Source organism: Pseudoflavonifractor sp. An85 (assembly GCF_002161235.1).
Classification (GTDB): Bacteria; Bacillota; Clostridia; order Oscillospirales; family Oscillospiraceae; genus Enterenecus.
Window position 1 is genome coordinate 1 of record NZ_NFHE01000001.1, and the last position, 18,158, is coordinate 18,158.

General features: G+C 56.2%; 17 protein-coding genes, 2 tRNA genes, 1 rRNA gene and 1 other annotated feature. Of the genes, 11 read left to right on the plus strand and 9 right to left on the minus strand.

The features are described from left to right. Together rrf and B5G37_RS00010 are read left to right on the plus strand one after the other, a co-directional pair. Window positions 1-116: ribosomal RNA gene (gene rrf, locus B5G37_RS00005) — 5S ribosomal RNA — on the plus strand. A gap of 117 nt (window positions 117-233) precedes the next feature. Continuing rightward, window positions 234-758, plus strand: coding sequence for a hypothetical protein (locus B5G37_RS00010; RefSeq protein WP_087252839.1), 525 nt, complete (start codon window positions 234-236; stop codon window positions 756-758). A gap of 45 nt (window positions 759-803) precedes the next feature. Here the strand turns inward: B5G37_RS00010 and B5G37_RS00015 are convergent, their stop codons facing one another. The 3 genes from B5G37_RS00015 to B5G37_RS00025 all read right to left on the minus strand — a co-directional run bounded on the left by B5G37_RS00015 (window position 804) and on the right by B5G37_RS00025 (window position 3,698). Further along, the gene (locus B5G37_RS00015; protein ID WP_087252840.1) at window positions 804-1,013 is read right to left on the minus strand and encodes a hypothetical protein; all 210 of its coding nucleotides are present in this window, start codon (window positions 1,011-1,013) and stop codon (window positions 804-806) included. 52 nt (window positions 1,014-1,065) lie between these two features. Next, window positions 1,066-2,220, minus strand: coding sequence for a nucleoside recognition domain-containing protein (locus B5G37_RS00020; RefSeq protein ID WP_087252842.1), 1,155 nt, complete (start codon window positions 2,218-2,220; stop codon window positions 1,066-1,068). Window positions 2,221-2,285: 65 nt separating this feature from the next. Continuing rightward, on the minus strand, window positions 2,286-3,698 hold the full coding sequence (locus B5G37_RS00025; RefSeq protein ID WP_087252843.1) for a hypothetical protein: 1,413 nt from the start codon (window positions 3,696-3,698) through the stop codon (window positions 2,286-2,288). Between the two features lie 328 nt (window positions 3,699-4,026). Here B5G37_RS00025 and B5G37_RS15120 point away from each other — a divergent pair, with 328 nt between their 5' ends. The 4 genes from B5G37_RS15120 to B5G37_RS00040 all read left to right on the plus strand — a co-directional run bounded on the left by B5G37_RS15120 (window position 4,027) and on the right by B5G37_RS00040 (window position 6,961). After that, window positions 4,027-4,194, plus strand: coding sequence for a hypothetical protein (locus tag B5G37_RS15120; protein ID WP_158099316.1), 168 nt, complete (start codon window positions 4,027-4,029; stop codon window positions 4,192-4,194). After that, a complete protein-coding gene (locus tag B5G37_RS00030) occupies window positions 4,191-5,192 on the plus strand; it encodes an ABC transporter substrate-binding protein (protein ID WP_087252844.1) in 1,002 nt (333 codons plus the stop codon). The genes B5G37_RS15120 and B5G37_RS00030 overlap by 4 nt, the downstream gene beginning before the upstream one ends. 62 nt (window positions 5,193-5,254) lie before the next feature. After that, on the plus strand, window positions 5,255-6,163 hold the full coding sequence (locus B5G37_RS00035) for an ABC transporter permease (protein WP_087252846.1): 909 nt from the start codon (window positions 5,255-5,257) through the stop codon (window positions 6,161-6,163). Next, window positions 6,164-6,961 (plus strand): ATP-binding cassette domain-containing protein, encoded by a 798-nt coding sequence (locus B5G37_RS00040; protein ID WP_087252847.1) that lies wholly within the window; start codon window positions 6,164-6,166, stop codon window positions 6,959-6,961. It begins immediately after the preceding gene. A 50-nt stretch (window positions 6,962-7,011) separates the two neighbouring features. Here B5G37_RS00040 and B5G37_RS00045 read toward each other — a convergent pair whose 3' ends face one another. Together B5G37_RS00045 and B5G37_RS00050 are read right to left on the minus strand one after the other, a co-directional pair. Then, window positions 7,012-8,910, minus strand: a complete 1,899-nt coding sequence (locus tag B5G37_RS00045; protein ID WP_087252849.1) for an ABC transporter ATP-binding protein — start codon at window positions 8,908-8,910, stop codon at window positions 7,012-7,014. Then, the gene (locus tag B5G37_RS00050) at window positions 8,900-10,645 is read right to left on the minus strand and encodes an ABC transporter ATP-binding protein (RefSeq protein WP_087252854.1); all 1,746 of its coding nucleotides are present in this window, start codon (window positions 10,643-10,645) and stop codon (window positions 8,900-8,902) included. The genes B5G37_RS00045 and B5G37_RS00050 overlap by 11 nt, the downstream gene beginning before the upstream one ends. Window positions 10,646-11,062: 417 nt before the next feature. Here B5G37_RS00050 and B5G37_RS00055 point away from each other — a divergent pair, with 417 nt between their 5' ends. Next, complete coding sequence (locus tag B5G37_RS00055) at window positions 11,063-11,791, plus strand: YebC/PmpR family DNA-binding transcriptional regulator (RefSeq protein WP_087252856.1); 729 nt, start codon at window positions 11,063-11,065, stop codon at window positions 11,789-11,791. A 46-nt stretch (window positions 11,792-11,837) separates the two neighbouring features. Here B5G37_RS00055 and proC read toward each other — a convergent pair whose 3' ends face one another. Next, window positions 11,838-12,653: a pyrroline-5-carboxylate reductase gene (proC, locus tag B5G37_RS00060; RefSeq protein WP_087252858.1), complete on the minus strand. Its 816-nt coding sequence runs from the start codon at window positions 12,651-12,653 to the stop codon at window positions 11,838-11,840. Between the two features lie 15 nt (window positions 12,654-12,668). After that, window positions 12,669-14,366: a 2-isopropylmalate synthase gene (gene leuA, locus B5G37_RS00065; RefSeq protein WP_204217824.1), complete on the minus strand. Its 1,698-nt coding sequence runs from the start codon at window positions 14,364-14,366 to the stop codon at window positions 12,669-12,671. Between the two features lie 56 nt (window positions 14,367-14,422). Continuing rightward, window positions 14,423-14,659, minus strand: a binding site (T-box leader). A 145-nt stretch (window positions 14,660-14,804) separates the two neighbouring features. On the opposite strand from leuA, the gene B5G37_RS00070 reads away from it, so the two are divergent. The 3 genes from B5G37_RS00070 to B5G37_RS00080 all read left to right on the plus strand — a co-directional run bounded on the left by B5G37_RS00070 (window position 14,805) and on the right by B5G37_RS00080 (window position 15,666). Beyond that, window positions 14,805-14,891: transfer RNA gene (locus tag B5G37_RS00070), tRNA-Ser, on the plus strand. 26 nt (window positions 14,892-14,917) lie between these two features. Further along, a tRNA-Ser gene (locus B5G37_RS00075) sits at window positions 14,918-15,009 on the plus strand. 87 nt (window positions 15,010-15,096) lie between these two features. Continuing rightward, a complete protein-coding gene (locus B5G37_RS00080; protein ID WP_087252860.1) occupies window positions 15,097-15,666 on the plus strand; it encodes a DUF3267 domain-containing protein in 570 nt (189 codons plus the stop codon). Window positions 15,667-15,726: 60 nt separating this feature from the next. On the opposite strand, the gene B5G37_RS15835 is transcribed toward B5G37_RS00080, so the two are convergent. Together B5G37_RS15835 and B5G37_RS00085 are read right to left on the minus strand one after the other, a co-directional pair. Continuing rightward, window positions 15,727-15,861 (minus strand): hypothetical protein, encoded by a 135-nt coding sequence (locus B5G37_RS15835; protein ID WP_275532967.1) that lies wholly within the window; start codon window positions 15,859-15,861, stop codon window positions 15,727-15,729. Window positions 15,862-15,888: 27 nt separating this feature from the next. Further along, window positions 15,889-16,725 carry a DegV family protein gene (locus tag B5G37_RS00085; RefSeq protein WP_087252862.1) on the minus strand — a complete coding sequence of 279 codons (837 nt, stop codon included), beginning with the start codon at window positions 16,723-16,725 and terminating at the stop codon, window positions 15,889-15,891. A 201-nt stretch (window positions 16,726-16,926) separates the two neighbouring features. On the opposite strand from B5G37_RS00085, the gene B5G37_RS00090 reads away from it, so the two are divergent. After that, complete coding sequence (locus B5G37_RS00090; protein ID WP_087252866.1) at window positions 16,927-18,099, plus strand: FprA family A-type flavoprotein; 1,173 nt, start codon at window positions 16,927-16,929, stop codon at window positions 18,097-18,099. The last annotated feature ends 59 nt before the right edge of the window (window positions 18,100-18,158 follow it).

Sequence of the window (18,158 nt, forward strand, 5' to 3'; positions counted from 1 at the left end):
GTCGGTGCTGATTGCAGTGAGGGTCCACCCGTACCCATTCCGAACACGGCAGTTAAGCTCACTTGCGCCGAAAATACTTGGCTGGCGACGGCCTGGGAAGATAGGTAGTGCCGACACAATGAGGACGATCTTTGGATCGTCCTCATTTCTTTTTCTGCCGCTGTGGCGATTGACATTTGTTTGGTAGGCGCTTAGAATAAAGAAGATAAAGGGAAATAAGGAGGTTAAACCATATGCAGGAATGGGTACTTGATTCCTCTTATCTGGATCCTGGAGAATATGTGCTATGGAAAGGAAAGCCGGAAAAGGGACGGCTGATTGATCCCAATGCCTTCGTGACGGTTCCTTTTGGGATCATTTGGACGGCATTCTCCTTGATCTTTCTGGGGGTGGCCTATACTGGGAAAGCATCCATCCTTGTCTGGCTCATTGCGTTCCTGTTTTTGTTCGTTGGACTTTCCTTTACCTTCGGTGGATTCATCCGACATGCCAGAACACAGGGGAAAATCCAGTATTATGTCACCAACTATCGACTGATTGTGGCAGAGGGAGAGGATATGAGCTTCTATACGCCGGATGATCTGCCTCCCATGAAGATACGCAGGTACAAAAATGGGAATGCCAGCATCCTCTTTGCCCGCCGCTACGTAGGATCACAGGGCCGTACCTATGCTCCAGTATGTGTGCTGGAAAACATCAAGGATGTGGCGGGGGCTCAACGGGCATTGAGCACTATGCTGCGAAATGAAGCGGAGTAAAAAAGAACAGCTCCTCAGAAACTTCACGTTTCTGGGGAGCTGTTTTCACAGTGTGAAATCTTCCTGCTTCCAACGGGAGAAGTTGGCCACCACAGGCTTTTTGGGGATGCGCTTCAAGGGATCATATCGAAATCCACGGCAGGACCCGCCGGGGTCCACCACGCCCTTGCGGGAGCAGAGAATTTGTTCCTCATCCAGGGAAATCCCCTTTTTACAATAGGCACATCGAGGCTCGATGTTTTTTTGAAACAGCATAGGTAAAACTCCTGTCTTTCCGAGATCCCTAACAGTATACAACATATGCAGTTCATTTTCCACATCTTTTTCCCGTCAAATATCGACAGAAGCAGACCATGGCGATCCAGCACAGGGCGGAGATTCCCAGGGTGACAGGGAGAATGTGGCCAAAATCCAGACCAATCAGAGACTGGGTCTGGGAATTCAGATAGTAGGACACCGGATAGGTGAGGGAGAGCTTGGAGACCAGAGCATAGGTGAGGATGGCGGAAAAAATGCCGTGTAGCAGCTTGCCTGCCAAATAGGTTCTGGGGGAGAGCCCGCCATCCACCAGAAAGCACAGCACCTGACAGTGGACCGACAACCCGGCCCAGCCTAACATGAAGGCGGCCATGGAGATGGTGCCCACGGAGTTGGCCGCCCCGCTGAGGGAGGAGACCCCGGAGGTCAGCTCTAAAAGTCCCGCTACCAGCTGAGGAGCCACTTGGGGGGAGACCCCCAGCAGGGCCAGCAGCTTGGCAAAGGCAGTAAACGCACCATAGGAAGCCAAAAGCTGGAGCATGGCGGAGAAGAAAATGACAAAGGCACAGATGTTTAAGGTGCTGGAAAAGGAACGCACCACTCCGCCGGTAAAGGCGGCGGGAATGGTGGTGGTGGTGATGGGTTTGGTGTGGGTGCAAGGGGCTTGCTTTTCCTGCTGCGTGCCATAGAAGCGGAAGATGAGGCCGGTGAGCAGAGAGGCCAAACAGTGCGAGGCGTAGAGCAATAGGCCAATGGCGCTACTGCCGAACACGCCCACCCCCACCACACCCAGAATGAAGGCAGGGCCGGAGTTGTTGCAAAAGGCCAGCAATCGCTCTGTTTCCACTTTGGAACACAGTCCTTGGCGGTACAGCTCTATAGCGGTTTTGGCGCCCAGAGGATAGCCGCCAATGAAGCCCAACACCACGGCTATGGCACAGCTGCCGCTGACCCGAAACAGGGGACGTATGACCCCCTCCAAGAGCCGTCCCAGATAGGCAGCCAGCCCCAAATCCACCGCCATAGAGGAGAGGACAAAGAAGGGAAACAGGGAAGGAATGATGACGTTGCAACACAGGTCCAACCCATTTTTGGCCCCATCCACCGCCTGTGTAGGGGCAGATACCAGAGCGGCGATGGCGACCAACAGAGCGATGGTCACCAGAGAATCCCGCAGCGCCGGTAGACGCAAAAGCCGAAACATAACAACATCCCCTCCCTCTGGCAATGAGTATGCACAGGAGAGGGGATGTTTGCATGTCCCAGAAATTATGAGCTGATGTCAGGGTACTGGATGAGCAGGGGGCGATCCAAAGCAGAAAATGGAGCGCTTCCCATGCTACTCCAGGAGTTGGTGAAATACTGATTGCCAGGGGTGTTACAAGGGTAGAGGAGGGGGGATTCCTGGTGCAGGTATACCACCTTGGCATTGAGATTGGTGGCCATGGTAAAGCCATGCAAGGTCCAGGAGACATATCCGCGGATCTGTTCCCCATCTTTGGGCAGAGAGAAGGTGAGGTCTGCGTAGGAATACCCCTGGGAAGCGTGGGTGAGCTGAATTTCAGGGGGCGAGGTAAACAGGTTGCCCAGAGGAGCCTGGAAGGTTTGCCCGCTCTCTTCCCAGAACAACATGCCCTGGAGCTGGTCGATGGAGAGGGAAACGGCCAGCTCGTGTATGTTGGGGATAAGATACAAACCTTCCAGCATACGTTGTTTGGGAGGAGAGTCCCAATGGAAGAAGGCGTAGACCCGAATATCGCCGGTTTGTGTCAGAGCGACTTCCACAATATCCATGGATAGCTTGGACATGTCCGCATATTCTAGGCTACCGGTTTGGGTGGTTACCTGTACCTGGGTGGCGTTCTCCAGCTGGGCCACCTGGGCGTCTGGCAGCAACACGAGCAACTCTGCGGGAAAGCCCAGCTGCTCCAGCTGGCCACGCACCTGGCTTTGCTGGGTGTTGAGGGTGAAAGGTTCCGCCCCTTGCAAAGGCAGACGCAGAGACAGGGACAGGGGTACTACCACCGCCAGAACGGTGAGGCCCAACCAGGTGGCTGCAGCCCATCCGTTGGAAACGCGAACCGGCGCCGGATGGACGGCATACCCCGCCTGGTCCAGGCTGCGGTGGGTGCGATACAACCCCACAAGCAGAAAAATGTATACCAGGAGGACGGGCAAGACCAAAATTAGCAGATTGAGGGAGAGAAAGGCCATTGCCATCAGCAGTCCATAGCACACCACCAACCACCCGGCAGCACGGTTTTTGGGGGGGAGTTGCGCTTGACGGAACACTCCCCGCAGCCCCAGCCACAGACACAGATACACGCCCCAGGTGATGAGAGATCCAAACCATCTCAGGCCCAGAAGAAGAGGGGCATTTTGGGTGGCGGGGGTGGCCAGTGCAGCCACAATCAACACATGGTATAGAGATAACACCCAACTCAGTACAAAGCCTACATGGAAGGGGCGGTTTTGCCGACGCAGACTGCGCAGGCCCAGCCACAGCAGAATGGCACCCAGGGTGGGGAGCAGGTAGTTGAGGTAAAATATGTCCAGGGTGATGGACCACAAGGCCAGCCCCCAGCACACCTGCTTCAACGCCCTACGCCAGGGAGAGAAATCTTTCGGGGAGAGCTGGTAGGCCTGTTGGTAGAGCAGAAATTCAAGTTCCTGTTCCTTCATGCTCGTCACCTCCATGTTCCCTTCATTCTATCATACATGCCACAAGGAGAAAACCCACTAGCTCAACTGTTGTATCACGTTAGCGTGATAAAAATATTTTTGCCAAAGGGGTTGACAACCCGGGGGTGGGTGCGTATAATGGCTACAACAAGTACATCTCGACAAACCAGTGACGGAGAGTAGTACCCAGTGTAGCGAACCTTCAGAGAGTCCCGGGCGGTGGGAGCGGGGCGGGGAGCAGCTAGGGGAATGGACTTCGGAGGGCGGACCGAACGGGAGACCAAGTAGGAGCCGACGGGTACCCCACCCGTTATCAGAAGGGGCGCATATGATGGTATGCGTAAGCGAGTGGGCGTCGTTTGGCGTCAATTTGGGTGGTATCGCAGAAGCTGAGCTTTTGTCCCATGTGGGGCAGAGGCTTTTTTCATTTTTCGGCCTTGGCAAAGCGGAAAAACATCTGCCACTCAAATTTAAAAAATGGAGGAAAACACCATGAAAAACAACCAGATCATCCGTCGATTTGCCGCTAGTGCCGTAGCGGGGACCATGTTGCTGAGCCTGTGTGCCTGTGGAGCGGGTGGCAAGAAGAAGGACGACAGCTACAAGGTGGCCGTGGTCAAACAGTTGGATCACGCCTCTATGGATGAAATCGCCAAGGCCATTACCGGCCAGCTGGACGCCATTGCAGCCAAAGAGAATGTGACCATTGAGTACGAGGTATACTCCGGGCAAAACGATCAAACCGTGCTCAAGCAGGTGGGGGATCAGGCCATTGTGGATGGAGTGGATGCCATCATTCCCATCGGTACTACCGCCGCCCAGGTGATGGCCCTGTGTGCCCAGGATACCCAGACTCCCGTGACATACGCCGCTGTGTCCGACCCCGAAGGGGAGGACTTGACCGGCATCGATTACGTCACCGGTACCAGCGATGCCCTGGAGACCAGTTTGATTTTGGATATGATGCTCAAGCAGAATCCCGACACCAAGAAGGTGGGGCTGTTGTATTCTCTGTCGGAGGGCAACTCGGAAACCCCCATTCAGGAGGCCAAAAAGTACCTGGACAGTAAGGGTATCTCCTATGTGGAGCAGACGGGCAACACCAATGACGAGGTGATCGCTGCTGCCTCTGCTCTGGTGGCCGCTGGTGTGGACGCCATCTTCACCCCCACCGACAACGTGGTGATGTCCGCAGAGCTGGCCATCTATGAGCAGCTGGCCAAGGCAGGCATCCCCCACTACACCGGGGCAGACTCCTTTGTGCGCAACGGAGCCTTTGCCACGTGCGGCGTGAACTACACCGATCTGGGCGCCCGTACCGCAGACCTGGCCTATCAGGCTATCACTGAGGGCATGGACGGCATGGATGACGTGTATTACATGGACGGCGGCCTCATCACTGTCAACACCGAGACCGCCAAGACCTTGGGCATTGATCCTCAGATCTTTGCAGACATGGGAACGCTGGTGGAAGTGACCACCACCCAGGAATAAACCAGAATACCCCGTGGGTCATGGATGCTCCATGACCCACGGGGTCGTGAGGAGTTGAGCGCATGCTTTACATTGTACAGACGGCTTTGGAACTGGGGTTCTTGTATGCTCTGGTGGCCATGGCTTTGTTTTTGAGTTATCGCATTTTGGACATTGCCGACTTGACCACTGACGGGGCCTTTGTGCTGGGGGCGGCGGTGTCGGTGACGGTGACCGCGGCCGGTCACCCCATTTTGGCCATTCCGGCGGCCATGGTGGCGGGAGCCTGTGCGGGTTTCGTCACCGCTTTTTTGCAGACCCGCCTGGGTGTGCCCTCCATTTTGGCGGGCATCGTCACCAACACGGGGCTGTATACCGTGAACTTGATGGTGATGGGTTGGAGCTCCAATGTGAGCCTCTTGAAAGATGACACCATCTTCTCTCTGTTCCGAGCCACTGGGATTGGCGGCACCTGGTATGAAACGGTGCTGGCTGGGGGTGTGACCATCCTCATGGCGGTGCTGCTGGTGCTGTTTTTGGGCACCCGCCTGGGCCTGTCCATCCGGGCCACCGGTGATAACCGAGATATGGTGCGGGCCTCCTCGGTAAACCCCACCTTTACCATCACCGTGGGCCTGTGCATTGCCAACGCTCTCACCGCCCTGTCTGGGGCTATGGTGGGCCAGTACCAGCGCACCGCAGACATCAACGGCGGTACCGGCATTGTGGTCATCGGCCTGGCCTGCCTCATCATCGGCGAGACCCTGCTGGGCCGTCGCACCATTCTCAAGGGAGCCATCGCTGTGATTTTGGGTTCTATGGTCTACCGCCTCATTTACGCCATCGTGCTCTACACCAAGGCGGTGCCGGTAGAGTGCTTGAAGTTGGTCACCGCCATCATTGTGGGCTTGGCCATTGCAGCTCCCACCCTGCGCAACTGGGTGGCATTCCAACAGAAAAAGGCCATGGCCAGAAAGGGAGGGAACCGATAAATGCTGAGCATACAGGGAATTTCCAAAACCTTTTATCCCGGTACCATCAATGAGAAAACGGCCCTCTCCAACCTCTCCTTGGAGGTGAAGGACGGGGATTTCATCACCATCATTGGTTCCAACGGAGCGGGAAAATCTACCTTGTTCAACGCCATCTCCGGAGTGTTCTACGTGGACGAGGGCACCATCACCTTGGGTGGTAGGGACATCACCTATTTGCCGGAGCATAAGCGCAGCCGCACCATTGGACGGCTGTTCCAAGACCCACTCAAAGGCACTGCACCGAATATGACCATCGAGGAGAATTTGGCTCTGGCCTATCTGCGTTCCTCCCGGGGCAACGCTCCCTTTAGCCGCATCAGCAAGAAGGACCGGGCCATGTTCCGAGATCACCTGAGCCTGCTGGGCATGGGGCTGGAGGACCGCATGGGCCACCCGGTGGGGCTGTTGTCCGGCGGACAGCGGCAGGCTTTGACTTTGCTCATGGCTACCCTGGTGCCGCCCCAGCTGCTGTTGCTGGATGAACACACCGCCGCCTTGGACCCCGCCACGGCGGATCAGGTGTTGAAGCTGACCCGGGACATTGTGGCCCGGGACCACATCACCTGCCTGATGGTCACCCACAACATGACCCAGGCCCTGGAGCTGGGCAACCGTACCCTGATGATGGCCGAGGGAAAGGTGGTTCTGGACGTGGAAGGGGAGCAGAGAGATGGCATGACCGTCCAAGATCTCCTGGAGCAGTTCAAAGCGGGCACCGGTCAGCAGCTGGACAACGACCGGATGCTTTTGACCTAAATAGAAAAAGCCGTTCTCCCATGGGAGAACGGCTTTTTTGTTTGTGCGGCTTATTCCAGCTCGAACGCGCCGGTGTACAGCTGGTAGTACTTGCCCTTCTGGGCGATGAGGTCGTCGTGGCTGCCGCGCTCGATGATGCGGCCCTGCTCCAGCACCATGATGGCGTTGGAGTTCTTCACCGTGGACAGCCGGTGGGCGATGACAAACACGGTGCGGCCATACATCAGAGCATCCATGCCCTTTTGGACAATGGCCTCAGTGCGGGTGTCGATGGAGGAGGTAGCCTCGTCCAGAATCATCACCGGGGGATCGGCCACCGCAGCGCGGGCAATGGCCAACAGCTGACGCTGACCCTGAGAGAGGTTGGCGCCGTTGCTGGTGAGCATGGTATTGTAGCCGTGGGGCAGCCGGGTGATGAAGTCGTGGGCGCCTGCCAGCTTGGCAGCGGCGATACACTCCTCGTCGGTGGCCTGCAGCTGACCGTAACGGATGTTGTCCATGACGGTGCCAGTGAACAGGTTGGTATCCTGGAGCACGATGCCCAGGGAGCGGCGCAGGTCTGCCTTGCGAATGGTCATGATGTCAATGCCATCGTAGAGGATGCGGCCGTTGTGGATGTCGTAGAAACGGTTAATGAGGTTGGTGATGGTGGTTTTACCAGCACCGGTGGCACCTACGAAGGCCACCTTCTGGCCAGGCTTGGCAAAGAGGGAGATGTCGTGAAGGACGGTTTTCTGGGGTACATAGCCGAAGTCCACGTGCTCGAAGCGCACATCCCCGGTGAGGCGGGTGTAGTGGAAGGAGCCGTCCTCCTGGGGTACTTTCCAGGCCCAGACGTTGCTGCGGTAGGGGACCTCCTTCAAAGAGCCGTCCTGCTCTTCCTGGACGTTGACCAGGGTCACATTGCCCTCGTCCACCTCAGGCTCCTCGTCCATGAGCTCGAAGATGCGGTGAGCACCGGCCATACCCATGACCACCAGGTTGATTTGCTGGGACACCTGACCGATGGTACCGGTGAACTGTCGGGTCATGTTGAGAAAGGGAACGGCAATGCTGATGCTGAAGGCCATGCCGGAAAAGCTCAGGTTGGGGGCGTGGGTGATGAGGAGGATGCCGCCCACAATGGCCACCAGGGCATAGATGAAGTTGCCGGTGTTCATCAGAATGGGCATGAGGGTGTTGGCGTAGGTGTTGGCCTGCTTGGAATCGGACATGAGAGCGTCGTTGAGACGGTCAAAGTCGGCACAGGTTTCCGCCTCGTGGCAGAACACCTTGACCACCTTCTGGCCGTCCATCAGCTCTTCCACAAAGCCCTCCACTTTGCCCAGGGACTTCTGCTGCCGCTGGAAGAAGGAGGCGGACTTTCCGCCAATGGAGCGGGTGAACTTCACCATCACCAGGGAGCCCAGAAGAATGACCAGGCTCAGCCAGAAGCTGTAATAGAGCATGATGACCAGCACGGCCAGAATGGTGACGATCATGGACAGCAGCTGAGGGAAGCTCTGGGCCACCATCTGGCGCAGGGTGTCGATGTCGTTGGTGTAGTGGCTCATGATGTCGCCGTGGTCATTGGTATCGAAGTAGCGCAGGGGCAGGTTCTGCATGCCGTCAAACATCTTTACACGCAGTTTTTTCAACAGACCCTGGGTGATGACCGCCATCAGCTGGGTCCAAACAATGGTGGAGATGAGGGCCAGGCCGTACATGGTGCCCAGAATGGCCACCAGGCGCAGGATCTCAGGGGCGGCAGCGGCCCAGTTACCAGTCTGCCAGTTGGTCTCGATGACCGCAATGATCTTCTGCATAAAGACGGTGGGCAAACTACCAACAATAGCGCTGAACAGGATACACACCAGAGAGACCGGCATAAGCACGGGGAAAAACTCAAAAAGGGTACGCAGCAGGCGGACAAAGGTGCCTTTGCGATTGATGGGTCCGTTAGGCTTCATCGTCTTGTCCTCCTTTGTTCTGAGACTCGTAAACTTCCTGGTAGATGGGGCTGGTCTTCATCAGCTCTTCGTGATTGCCCATAGCCACGATGCGTCCGCCGTCCATGATGAGGATGCGGTCGGCGTCCTGCACCGAGGCCACGCGCTGAGCCACAATGATCTTGGTGGTGTCGGGGATGAACTCCCGGAAGGCCTTGCGGATGAGGGCATCGGTCTTGGTGTCCACGGCAGAGGTGGAGTCATCCAGAATGAGGATCTTGGGCTTTTTCAGAAGAGCCCGGGCGATACACAGACGCTGCTTCTGGCCGCCGGAGACGTTGACGCCGCCACGCTCCAGGTAGGTGTCGTACATGTCGGGGAAGAGCTGGATAAACTCGTCGGCCTGGGCCAGACGGCAGGCCTCCATGATCCCCTCGTCGGTGGCATCCGGGTTACCCCAGCGCAGGTTTTCCTTGATGGTGCCGGAGAACAGCACATTCTTTTGCAGCACCACGGACACGGCGTTGCGCAGACTATCCAAGTCGTAGTCCCGCACATCTACGCCGCCCACGCGCACGGTGCCCTGGGTGGCGTCGTACAGACGGGGGATGAGCTGGATGAGGGAGGACTTGGAGGAGCCGGTGCCGCCCAGAATACCCACCGTCTCGCCGGAGCGGATGTGCAGGTTGATCTGGGACAGAGCATCGCGCTCAGCGTCGGCAGAGTACTTGAAGTCCACGCCATCAAAGTCGATGGAGCCGTCCTTGACTTCCATCACGGCGTTGGCAGGGCTGGTAATGGTGCTGCGCTCCTGGAGCACCTCCACAATACGGTGAGCGGACTCAGCAGAAATGGTGATCATCACGAACACCATGGACAGCATCATCAAGCTCACCAGAATCTGAAAGCTATACACAAACAAGGAGGACAGCTTGCCAACGGTGAGGGCCACGCCCTGAGTGCTAATGATGAAGTAGGCGCCCAGACCCAGGATGAGGCAGGTGGCAGAATACAGACAGAACTGCATGAGGGGAGAGTTAAAGGCCATGATGCGCTCAGCACGGGTGAAGTCCCGGCACACGTCCTCGGCGGCCACGGAGAATTTTTCCTTCTCAAAATCCTCTCGCACATAGGACTTTACCACCCGCATGGCCTGTACGTTTTCCTGGATGGAGTTGTTCAGGGTGTCGTACTTGCGGAACACCTTGACAAATAGGGGATGTACCTTGCAGATGATGATGGCCAGACCAATGGCCAGCACCGGGATGGTGAACAGGAAGATGAAGGCCATGGAGCCACCCATGATGTAGGCCATGATAAAGGAAAATACCAGCATCAGGGGGAAGCGAATGGCGCCCCGGATGATCATCATAAAGGCCATCTGCACGTTGGTCACGTCGGTGGTCATACGAGTGACCAGGGAAGAGGTGGAAAAGCGGTCAATGTTGGCAAAGGAGAAGTTCTGAATGTTGTAGAACATATCCCGGCGCAAATTTCGGGCATATCCGGCCGATGCGGATGCGGCGGTGGTGCCTGCGATTCGTCCGAAAAACAGGGAAAAGCCCGCCAACACCATGAGGATCACACCGTAGCGGATGATGGTGGACAGCTCACAGCCATGTTGGATTTCCCAAACCAGATTGGCCGTGAGGAAGGGGATGATGCATTCGATGATGACTTCCAGAGTGACAAACAGGGGGGTCAATAGCGCATCTCGTTTGTACTCTCGAATGGATTTTGCCAGAAGTCTGATCATACTCCGATTCTCCTTTGCTTCAAAATTTTGCTTATTTACAAACACGTAATCCAGTATACACATTTTATAAATAATATGGAAGCGGCAACTCCCACAAAAAACCGTAGTATATTCTGGAATCCATGCGAATTTCATCTGAAAAAGAGAGCAGTCCGCACTTATGTGCGGACTGCTCAGCTCTTTGGTTCGAAACATGGAGGAAGGAGATTTGCACGAGTTAGCTTTCGCTAACTGTAAAGATAATATACCACTGGGGTAGGAAATTGTCAAGGGCTTTTTTCATAAAAAAGCGGCTGGATTATGTTGGGAAAGCCTTGAAAAGAGGAGAATACCATGGTATACTAACCTGTAAACGTGTTTCGCACCCCATCAAACGGGGCAATTAGGAATTTATAGAACGAAGGGAACGATTTTTTCATGTCCGGACATTCCAAGTGGCATAACATTCAAAAGACCAAGGGCGCGGCAGATGCCAAGCGCTCTCAGACCTTTACCAAGATCGCCCGTGAGCTGATCGTGGCCGTGAAGACCGGCGGCAGCGGCGACCCCAACAACAACTCCCGTCTGGCCACCGTCATTGCCAAGGCCAGAGCGGCCAACATGCCCAACGACAACATCAAGCGCACCATTGAGAAGGCCCTGGGCTCCGGCAACTCCAACGACTACGAGGCCATCACCTATGAGGGATACGGTCCCTGCGGCGTGGCTGTCATCGTGGAGGCCCTCACCGACAACCGCAACCGCACCGCTTCCGAGGTGCGCCACTACTTCGACAAGTTCGGCGGCAACCTGGGTGCCACCGGCTGTGTGTCCTGGTCCTTTGACCAGAAGGGCGTGCTCATCATCGAGCGGGAGGACCTGGATGAGGACACCGTGATGATGGACGCTCTGGACTGCGGCGCTGCCGATTTCGAGCCCGAAGAGGAGTGCTTCACCATCTACACCGATCCCGACTCCTTCGCCACCGTGGTGGCTGCCATGGAGGAGAAGGGCTACACCTTCGCCTCTGCCAAGGTGGAGATGGTGCCCCAGAACTACGTCACCCTCACCGATGCCAAGGACATCCAGAACATGGAGAAGATGATCGACATCATGGAGGACAACGACGACATCCAGAACATCTACCACAACTGGGATCAGGAATAAGAATGTCAACGCCCCCTCCGGCGCAGCCGGAGGGGGCGTATTTGATTTATTGTTTGCCCAACTGCTTGTTCTTTTCATAGGCAGCCAGCACAGCCTGGATGGCAGCGTGGCGCAGGCCATTGGCCTCCAAAGCGGCCACACCGGCAATGGTGGACCCGCCGGGGGAGCACACGGCGTCTTTCAGCGCGCCGGGGTGTTGGCCCGTCTCCAGCACCATGGCCGCAGCCCCCAGCATCATCTGGGCGGCGTACTCCATGGCCTGCTTGCGGGGAAGACCCACCATTACTCCGCCGTCGGCCAGAGCTTCAATGAAGGGGTAGACAAAGGCGGGGCCGCATCCAGCCACCGAGGTAAAGGCGTCCATGTTGGCCTCATCCACCAGATCCACTCGACCGGAGCGGGAGAGAATCGCTTGGACGGCCTGGACGTGTTCCTGAGAAGCAGAGGGATCGGCGCACAGGGCGGACATGCCCTGTCCAATCTCTACACAGGTATTGGGCATCAGCCGTAGCAGGGGCGTGGTTTGAGCCTGAGCGGGGAGGAAGGAGCGCAAGGTGTCCAGGGTCACCCCGGCAGCCACCGAGATGAGCACCTTACCTTGGGACTGCTCCAATACAGGGGCCAACTCAGCCAGCACAGGTGAGAGCAGGTAGGGCTTGACGCACAGGAAAATGTAATCGGCCTCTTGGATAGCCTGCCCGTTGTCCTGGGCCACCCGGCAGCCCAGCTCCTGGGCCAGAGCTTCCGCTTTGGCCAGGGTGCGGTTGGCTAACATCACCTGCTGGGGGTCCAGACTGCGGCAGGCCGCCCGGGCCAGGGCAGAGCCCATGTTGCCGCAGCCGATAAACGCAACTTGATGCATGGGGAGATCCTCCTTTTAATCACGCAGATAACGATTGATGGCGCAGAGAATGGCCCGCAGAGAGGCCCGGTTGATGTTGTGGCTCTTGCCCACACCGAACACATCCTGACCGTTGGGGGCCTTCAAATGGATGTAACACACGGCCTGGGTGTCCGAGCCGGAGGAGATGGCGTGTTCCTTGTAGTCTACGAACTGATAGCCGTCGATGGGGGCCACAGGCAGATTGTGCAGGGCGTTGAAGAAGGCGTCGATGGGGCCGTTGCCCTCACCCCAGACTTCCATGCTTTGACCTTTGTAGCTTACCTCGCCCTCGAAGGTCACCCAGCTGGCATCGCCATGGCGGGCATCCTCCTGGAAGCTGTGGCGCTCCAGCTGATAGGTCTTGGGCACGGACAGATACTCCTGGTCGAAGAGGTGGAAAATCTGCTCGGGCTTGAGCTCTTTGCCCACCCGGTCGGACTCCTTTTGCACCACTGCGCCAAACTCCGCGTGCATGGCCTTGGGCAGGTCATAGCCGAAGCTCTGCTGCATGACAAAGGCGGCGCCGCCCTTGCCGGACTGGGAGTTGATGCGGATGATGGGTTCATATTCTCTCCCCACATCCGCGGGGTCAATGGGCAGATAGGGCACTTCCCACATGTCGGTGCCGCTGTCCTGCATGTAGTGATAGCCTTTGTTGATGGCGTCCTGGTGGCTGCCGGAGAAGGCGGTGAACACCAGCTCGCCCACGTAGGGCTGACGCTCGCCAATCTTCATCTTGGTGCAGCGCTCGTACATGTCCCGGATTTTGTTGATGTTGTGGAAGTCCAGCTGGGGGTCGATGCCCTGGGTCCACATGTTCATGGCCAGGGTAACCATGTCCACGTTGCCGGTGCGCTCGCCGTTGCCGAATAGGGTGGCCTCCACGCGGTCAGCCCCAGCCAGCAGGCCCAACTCGGTGGTGGCCACGCCAGTACCCCGGTCGTTATGGGGATGCAGGGAGATGATGGCCCGTTCCCGGCCAGGCAGATTACGGATGAAGTACTCCAGCATGTCGGCAAACTGGTTGGGCATGCAGTTTTCCACGGTGGTGGGCAGGTTCAAAATGACGGGATTTTCTGCCGTGGCGTGGAGGTGGTCCAGCACAGCGGCGCAGATTTCCACGGCATAGTCCATCTCAGTGCCCATGAAGGACTCGGGGGAGTACTCAAAGCGCAGGTTGGTGCCCCCCTCAATGACGGGCTGGGCCATTTCATAAATGAGGTCGGCGGCGTCCGTGGCAATTTTGGTGATGCCTGCGCAGTCCATGCCGAACACCACCTTGCGCTGCAAGGTGGAGGTGGAGTTATAGAAGTGGAGAATCACATTCTTGGCCCCACGGATGGCCTCAAAAGTGCGGCGGATCAGGTGCTCCCGGGCTTGCACCAGCACCTGAATGGTGACATCATCGGGAATGTGGCCACCCTCAATGAGTTCCCGGCAGATTTCGTATTCCGTCTCAGAAGCGGAGGGAAAGCCAATTTCGATTTCTTTCACGCCGATGTCCAGCAGGGTGTGGAAGTATTCCAGCTTTTCCTGCAGGTTCATGGGGTCAATGAGGGCCTGGTTTCCGTCTCGCAGATCCACTGAGCACCACACCGGGGCATGGGTCAGCACCTTGTCCGGCCAGGTGCGGTTGGTGATGGGTTGAGGCTGGAAGGGGATATACTTTTGAAAACCTGGTTTCAAATTCATGGGGAAGTTCCTCCTTTGAACAGCTCGTGGTATGAGAAAAGCCCCCGACGCAAAATGTCAGGGGCGTAAAATACGCGGTACCACCCTAATTCCGTCCACAGTTACCTGTGTACGCTCACGACCTCCAACAAGGCCTTGACCTGTAACGGGATCACCCGTCCGTCCTTACTGCACAAAGGGTTCAGAACGGCGGCTCCGGGTCCAGTATACACGCAGGGACATCCACCGGTTTGCACCACCCACCGGCTCTCTGAAGAAGGTCTTCTGCGTCTTCTTCCCATCGTAGCCTTTGACTTGATGATATTTTAGCGTAACAAAGCGTGTTTGTCAAGGAACAAAGGTGGGGGAAAATGGTTGGAGAAATTGCCAAATAAGACTTGACAGAATGGGAAGCCTATGGTAAGATAACTCTTGCATTTGGGCTGCAAGCTCCTTTATGGAGAGGTGTCCGAGTGGTTTAAGGAGCTAGTCTTGAAAACTAGTGACTCGAAAGGGCCGTGGGTTCGAATCCCACCCTCTCCGCCAATTTTATATTTACTTTTATTCGGTCTGCGGAAGTACCCAAGAGGCCGAAGGGGCTCCCCTGCTAAGGGAGTAGGCGGTCTAAAGCCGCGCGAGGGTTCAAATCCCTCCTTCCGCGCCAGAAAAGGATCTTGATGCTTAATTGCATTTAAGATCCTTTTCTTTTACAAGTAGCTCTGTTAGATTCTATGGGAATGGGGAACAGCCTGTGAAATGTGTGACGAAACTTCCCGCTGGTTACGGTGAAATTCTGTCCATTGATATACAAAAGGACAAAAAATTAGCATTGCTGGTCAATGGGTTTGGGCTGGTGATCTTGATTGTGTTGGTCGCTATCGGCAATCTGCTAGTTCCCATTACCACGATATTCCTTGGCATGAACCTGCTTCTTATGTCGGTGGGGACGGTGGTCTACATCGTCTTGCATGAACTGGTGCATGGTATGTGCATGAAGTATTTTGGTTCTCGCACCGTGAAGTACGGCTTTACTGGGCTGTATGCCTATGCCGGGAGCCAAGACTATTTTGAAAAACGTGCCTATCTCATCATTGCGCTGGCCCCTGTGGTAGTCTTGGGGGCAGTATTGCTGGTTCTCAACTCTGTGGTGGGCATCCAGCATTTTTGGGGGATTTACTTCATCCAGATCGCCAACTTATCCGGGGCAGCGGGAGATCTGTATGTCACCTATCTGTTTTCCAGATTGCCCAGCGATATCCTGGTGCAGGATGTCGGAGTGTCCATGGTGGTGTATCACCACAGCGTAAATCATATAGAGTAATCTACATAAAAAGCCCTCTGTCAACCGGAAGCTTGACAGAGGGCTTTTTGGATTGTGAAATTAAATGCCGAGCCAGGATGCCAGATTGACCCCCAACCCGATGACGCACAACACCAAGATGGTGATGAGCACCCAGTAGAGCCAACGCCGGAAAAATAGGGCGCGCCGCTGGTCACGCTTGGAGGGGTGATCCATGGGAATCGCTCCTTTCTCGTCTTGATGTCAGTAGGCTACCACCACGCCGCCGTTGTTGGCATAGAAGGAGCTGATCCCCCGGGTCTCCGTGATAATGACGTCGGCCACCTGACAGGATTTCAAAATCAACATGCGCAGGTACTCGGCTCTTTCTCGGCACAGGCAGTGGGCAATGCACAGCACTTTGCCCTTGTGCTTCTCGTCGGCGGCAATGACGTCCACCAGCTTGTTCAGAGCCTGCTTCATGGACAAGGCCTGGGTGTGCTTTTTGATCTCCCCCTCAGGGGTGGAGCCCATCACCAGTTTCACCCGTAAAGCCCCGGTGACCAGAGACTGCACCCGGGTCAGACGGCCGGCCTTGCGCAGCATGTCCAGGGTTTCCAGGACAAAGAGGGTGTTCATCTCGGTGATATACTTCTCCACCTGGGAGACCACTTGGGCAAAGGGAAGGCCGGAGGAGGCCAGCTCAGAGATTTTCAAAGCAATGAGGGTTTCGCCGGCAGAGGCGGAACAGGAATTGAACACCCGGATGTTCCGCTCGGGGTGTTCCTCCACGAACATCTGGGCTGCCTGCCAGGCGCTGTTGTGGGAGCCGGAGAGCAGGGCAGAGAGGGTGACCACATAGATGTCGCCGTCCACCGCCTCAAAGGCGTCCAAATAGTCCGCCGGAGAAGGACAGGCGGTGTGGGAGGCATCCTGACACATGGCCATGGCATCCACCAGAGTTTGAGGTACCAGAGTGTCGTCGTCCCGGAACTCGGCCTCACCCACATAGATGGTCAGGGGAACACTATGGAAAATGCCGGACTTGAGCAGTTCGGGGCTGAGGTCACAGCAACTATCAACAATAATTTTGAAACTCATAAACAAAAACCCCTAATATCATTTTTGCAATTAAATTCTAGCAGACCTAAAGAACAAAGTCAAGGAGAGAAGGACGCAAGGGTGGGAGTATTTACAAATTGGAAATAACTGCTCTGCACGAAATTGTGGAAAAAGTTCCTTGACGTTTTTCAAATTTCATAGTAAAATAGTCGGGATAAAGAAAAAAGAGGTGTGGACACTGTGAATCAACTGCTCAATTCGACTTCCATTTACCGGGTCGGCTGCTTTGATGCCGATATTGATTTGTTTGAAAGCCAGTACGTGGTGCCCCAGGGTGTTACCTACAACTCCTACGTGATTGTGGACGAGAAGGTGGCGATTCTGGACACGGTAGACCCCCGCAAGACGGACGAGTGGCTGTCCAACCTGGACGAGGTGCTGGGTGATCGTCAGCCCGACTATCTGGTGGTCCATCACATGGAGCCGGACCATGCTGGTAGTGTGGCCCAGTTGGCCCAGCGTTATCCTGAGATGAAGCTGGTGGGCAACGCCAAGACCTTCCCCATGCTCAAGCAGTTCACCGGTGTGGACTATACGGACCGCGCTGTGGTGGTCAAGGAAGGGGACGTGCTGGATCTGGGCGGACACAGCCTCACCTTTGTGATGGCTCCCATGGTCCACTGGCCGGAGGCCATGGTGTCCTATGAGGCCACCGAGAAGGTGCTCTTCTCCGCCGACGGCTTTGGCCGCTTCGGTGACGGCAACCCCGAGACCGAGTGGGTGGAGGAAGCCCGCCGCTACTACCTGAACATTGTGGGCAAGTACGGTCCCCAGGTGCAGACTCTGCTGAAAAAGGCTGCTGGCCTGGATATCGCTGTGGTTGCTCCTCTCCATGGTCCTGTGCTCACCGGAGATGCCATTGGTTTGGCTCTGGAGAAGTACAATCTGTGGAGCAGCTATCAGCCTGAGGAGAAGGGCGTGCTGGTGGCCTATGCCTCCATCCACGGCAACACCGCCAAGGCCGCTCTGGAGCTGGTGGAGATGCTGAAGGCAGAGGGCGTGAAGGTGGAAGCCATCGACCTGACCCGGGAGGACTGGGCTAAGGCTGTGGCCAAGGCTTTCCAGTACACCAATATGGTGCTGGCTGCTGCTACTTACGATAACTTTGTGTTTACTCCCATGGCTACCTTCCTCTATCGCCTGAAGACCAAGGCCTTCCAGAACCGCACCGTGGCTCTGGTGGAGAATGGCACTTGGGCTCCCTTGGCCGCCAAGGAGATGCGTGCCGCTCTGGATCAGCTGAAGAACATCACTGTGATGGACCAGGTGGTTACCATCCGTTCCGCTCTGGACGATACCAGCCGCGCTGCTCTGGGTGAGCTGGCTCAGGCTGTGAAGGCTACACTGGCCTAATTCCAATGATTACGAAAAAGGGGCAAGCCCGGTGCTTGCCCTTTTTTTGCACAAAAGGA

Bases quoted from the DNA above. Each gene is read 5' to 3' on its own strand.
- B5G37_RS15835 (WP_275532967.1), bottom strand. From the start codon at position 15,861: ATGGATCACCCCTCCAAGCGTGACCAGCGGCGCGCCCTATTTTTCCGG.
- leuA (WP_204217824.1), bottom strand. From the start codon at position 14,366: ATGAATTTGAAACCAGGTTTTCAAAAGTATATCCCCTTCCAGCCTCAA.
- B5G37_RS00020 (WP_087252842.1), bottom strand. From the start codon at position 2,220: ATGTTTCGGCTTTTGCGTCTACCGGCGCTGCGGGATTCTCTGGTGACC.
- B5G37_RS00085 (WP_087252862.1), bottom strand. From the start codon at position 16,725: ATGAGTTTCAAAATTATTGTTGATAGTTGCTGTGACCTCAGCCCCGAA.
- B5G37_RS00025 (WP_087252843.1), bottom strand. From the start codon at position 3,698: ATGAAGGAACAGGAACTTGAATTTCTGCTCTACCAACAGGCCTACCAG.
- B5G37_RS00010 (WP_087252839.1), top strand. From the start codon at position 234: ATGCAGGAATGGGTACTTGATTCCTCTTATCTGGATCCTGGAGAATAT.
- B5G37_RS00045 (WP_087252849.1), bottom strand. From the start codon at position 8,910: ATGAAGCCTAACGGACCCATCAATCGCAAAGGCACCTTTGTCCGCCTG.
- B5G37_RS15120 (WP_158099316.1), top strand. From the start codon at position 4,027: ATGATGGTATGCGTAAGCGAGTGGGCGTCGTTTGGCGTCAATTTGGGT.
- B5G37_RS00050 (WP_087252854.1), bottom strand. From the start codon at position 10,645: ATGATCAGACTTCTGGCAAAATCCATTCGAGAGTACAAACGAGATGCG.
- B5G37_RS00030 (WP_087252844.1), top strand. From the start codon at position 4,191: ATGAAAAACAACCAGATCATCCGTCGATTTGCCGCTAGTGCCGTAGCG.
- B5G37_RS00055 (WP_087252856.1), top strand. From the start codon at position 11,063: ATGTCCGGACATTCCAAGTGGCATAACATTCAAAAGACCAAGGGCGCG.
- B5G37_RS00035 (WP_087252846.1), top strand. From the start codon at position 5,255: ATGCTTTACATTGTACAGACGGCTTTGGAACTGGGGTTCTTGTATGCT.
- B5G37_RS00015 (WP_087252840.1), bottom strand. From the start codon at position 1,013: ATGCTGTTTCAAAAAAACATCGAGCCTCGATGTGCCTATTGTAAAAAG.
- B5G37_RS00040 (WP_087252847.1), top strand. From the start codon at position 6,164: ATGCTGAGCATACAGGGAATTTCCAAAACCTTTTATCCCGGTACCATC.
- proC (WP_087252858.1), bottom strand. From the start codon at position 12,653: ATGCATCAAGTTGCGTTTATCGGCTGCGGCAACATGGGCTCTGCCCTG.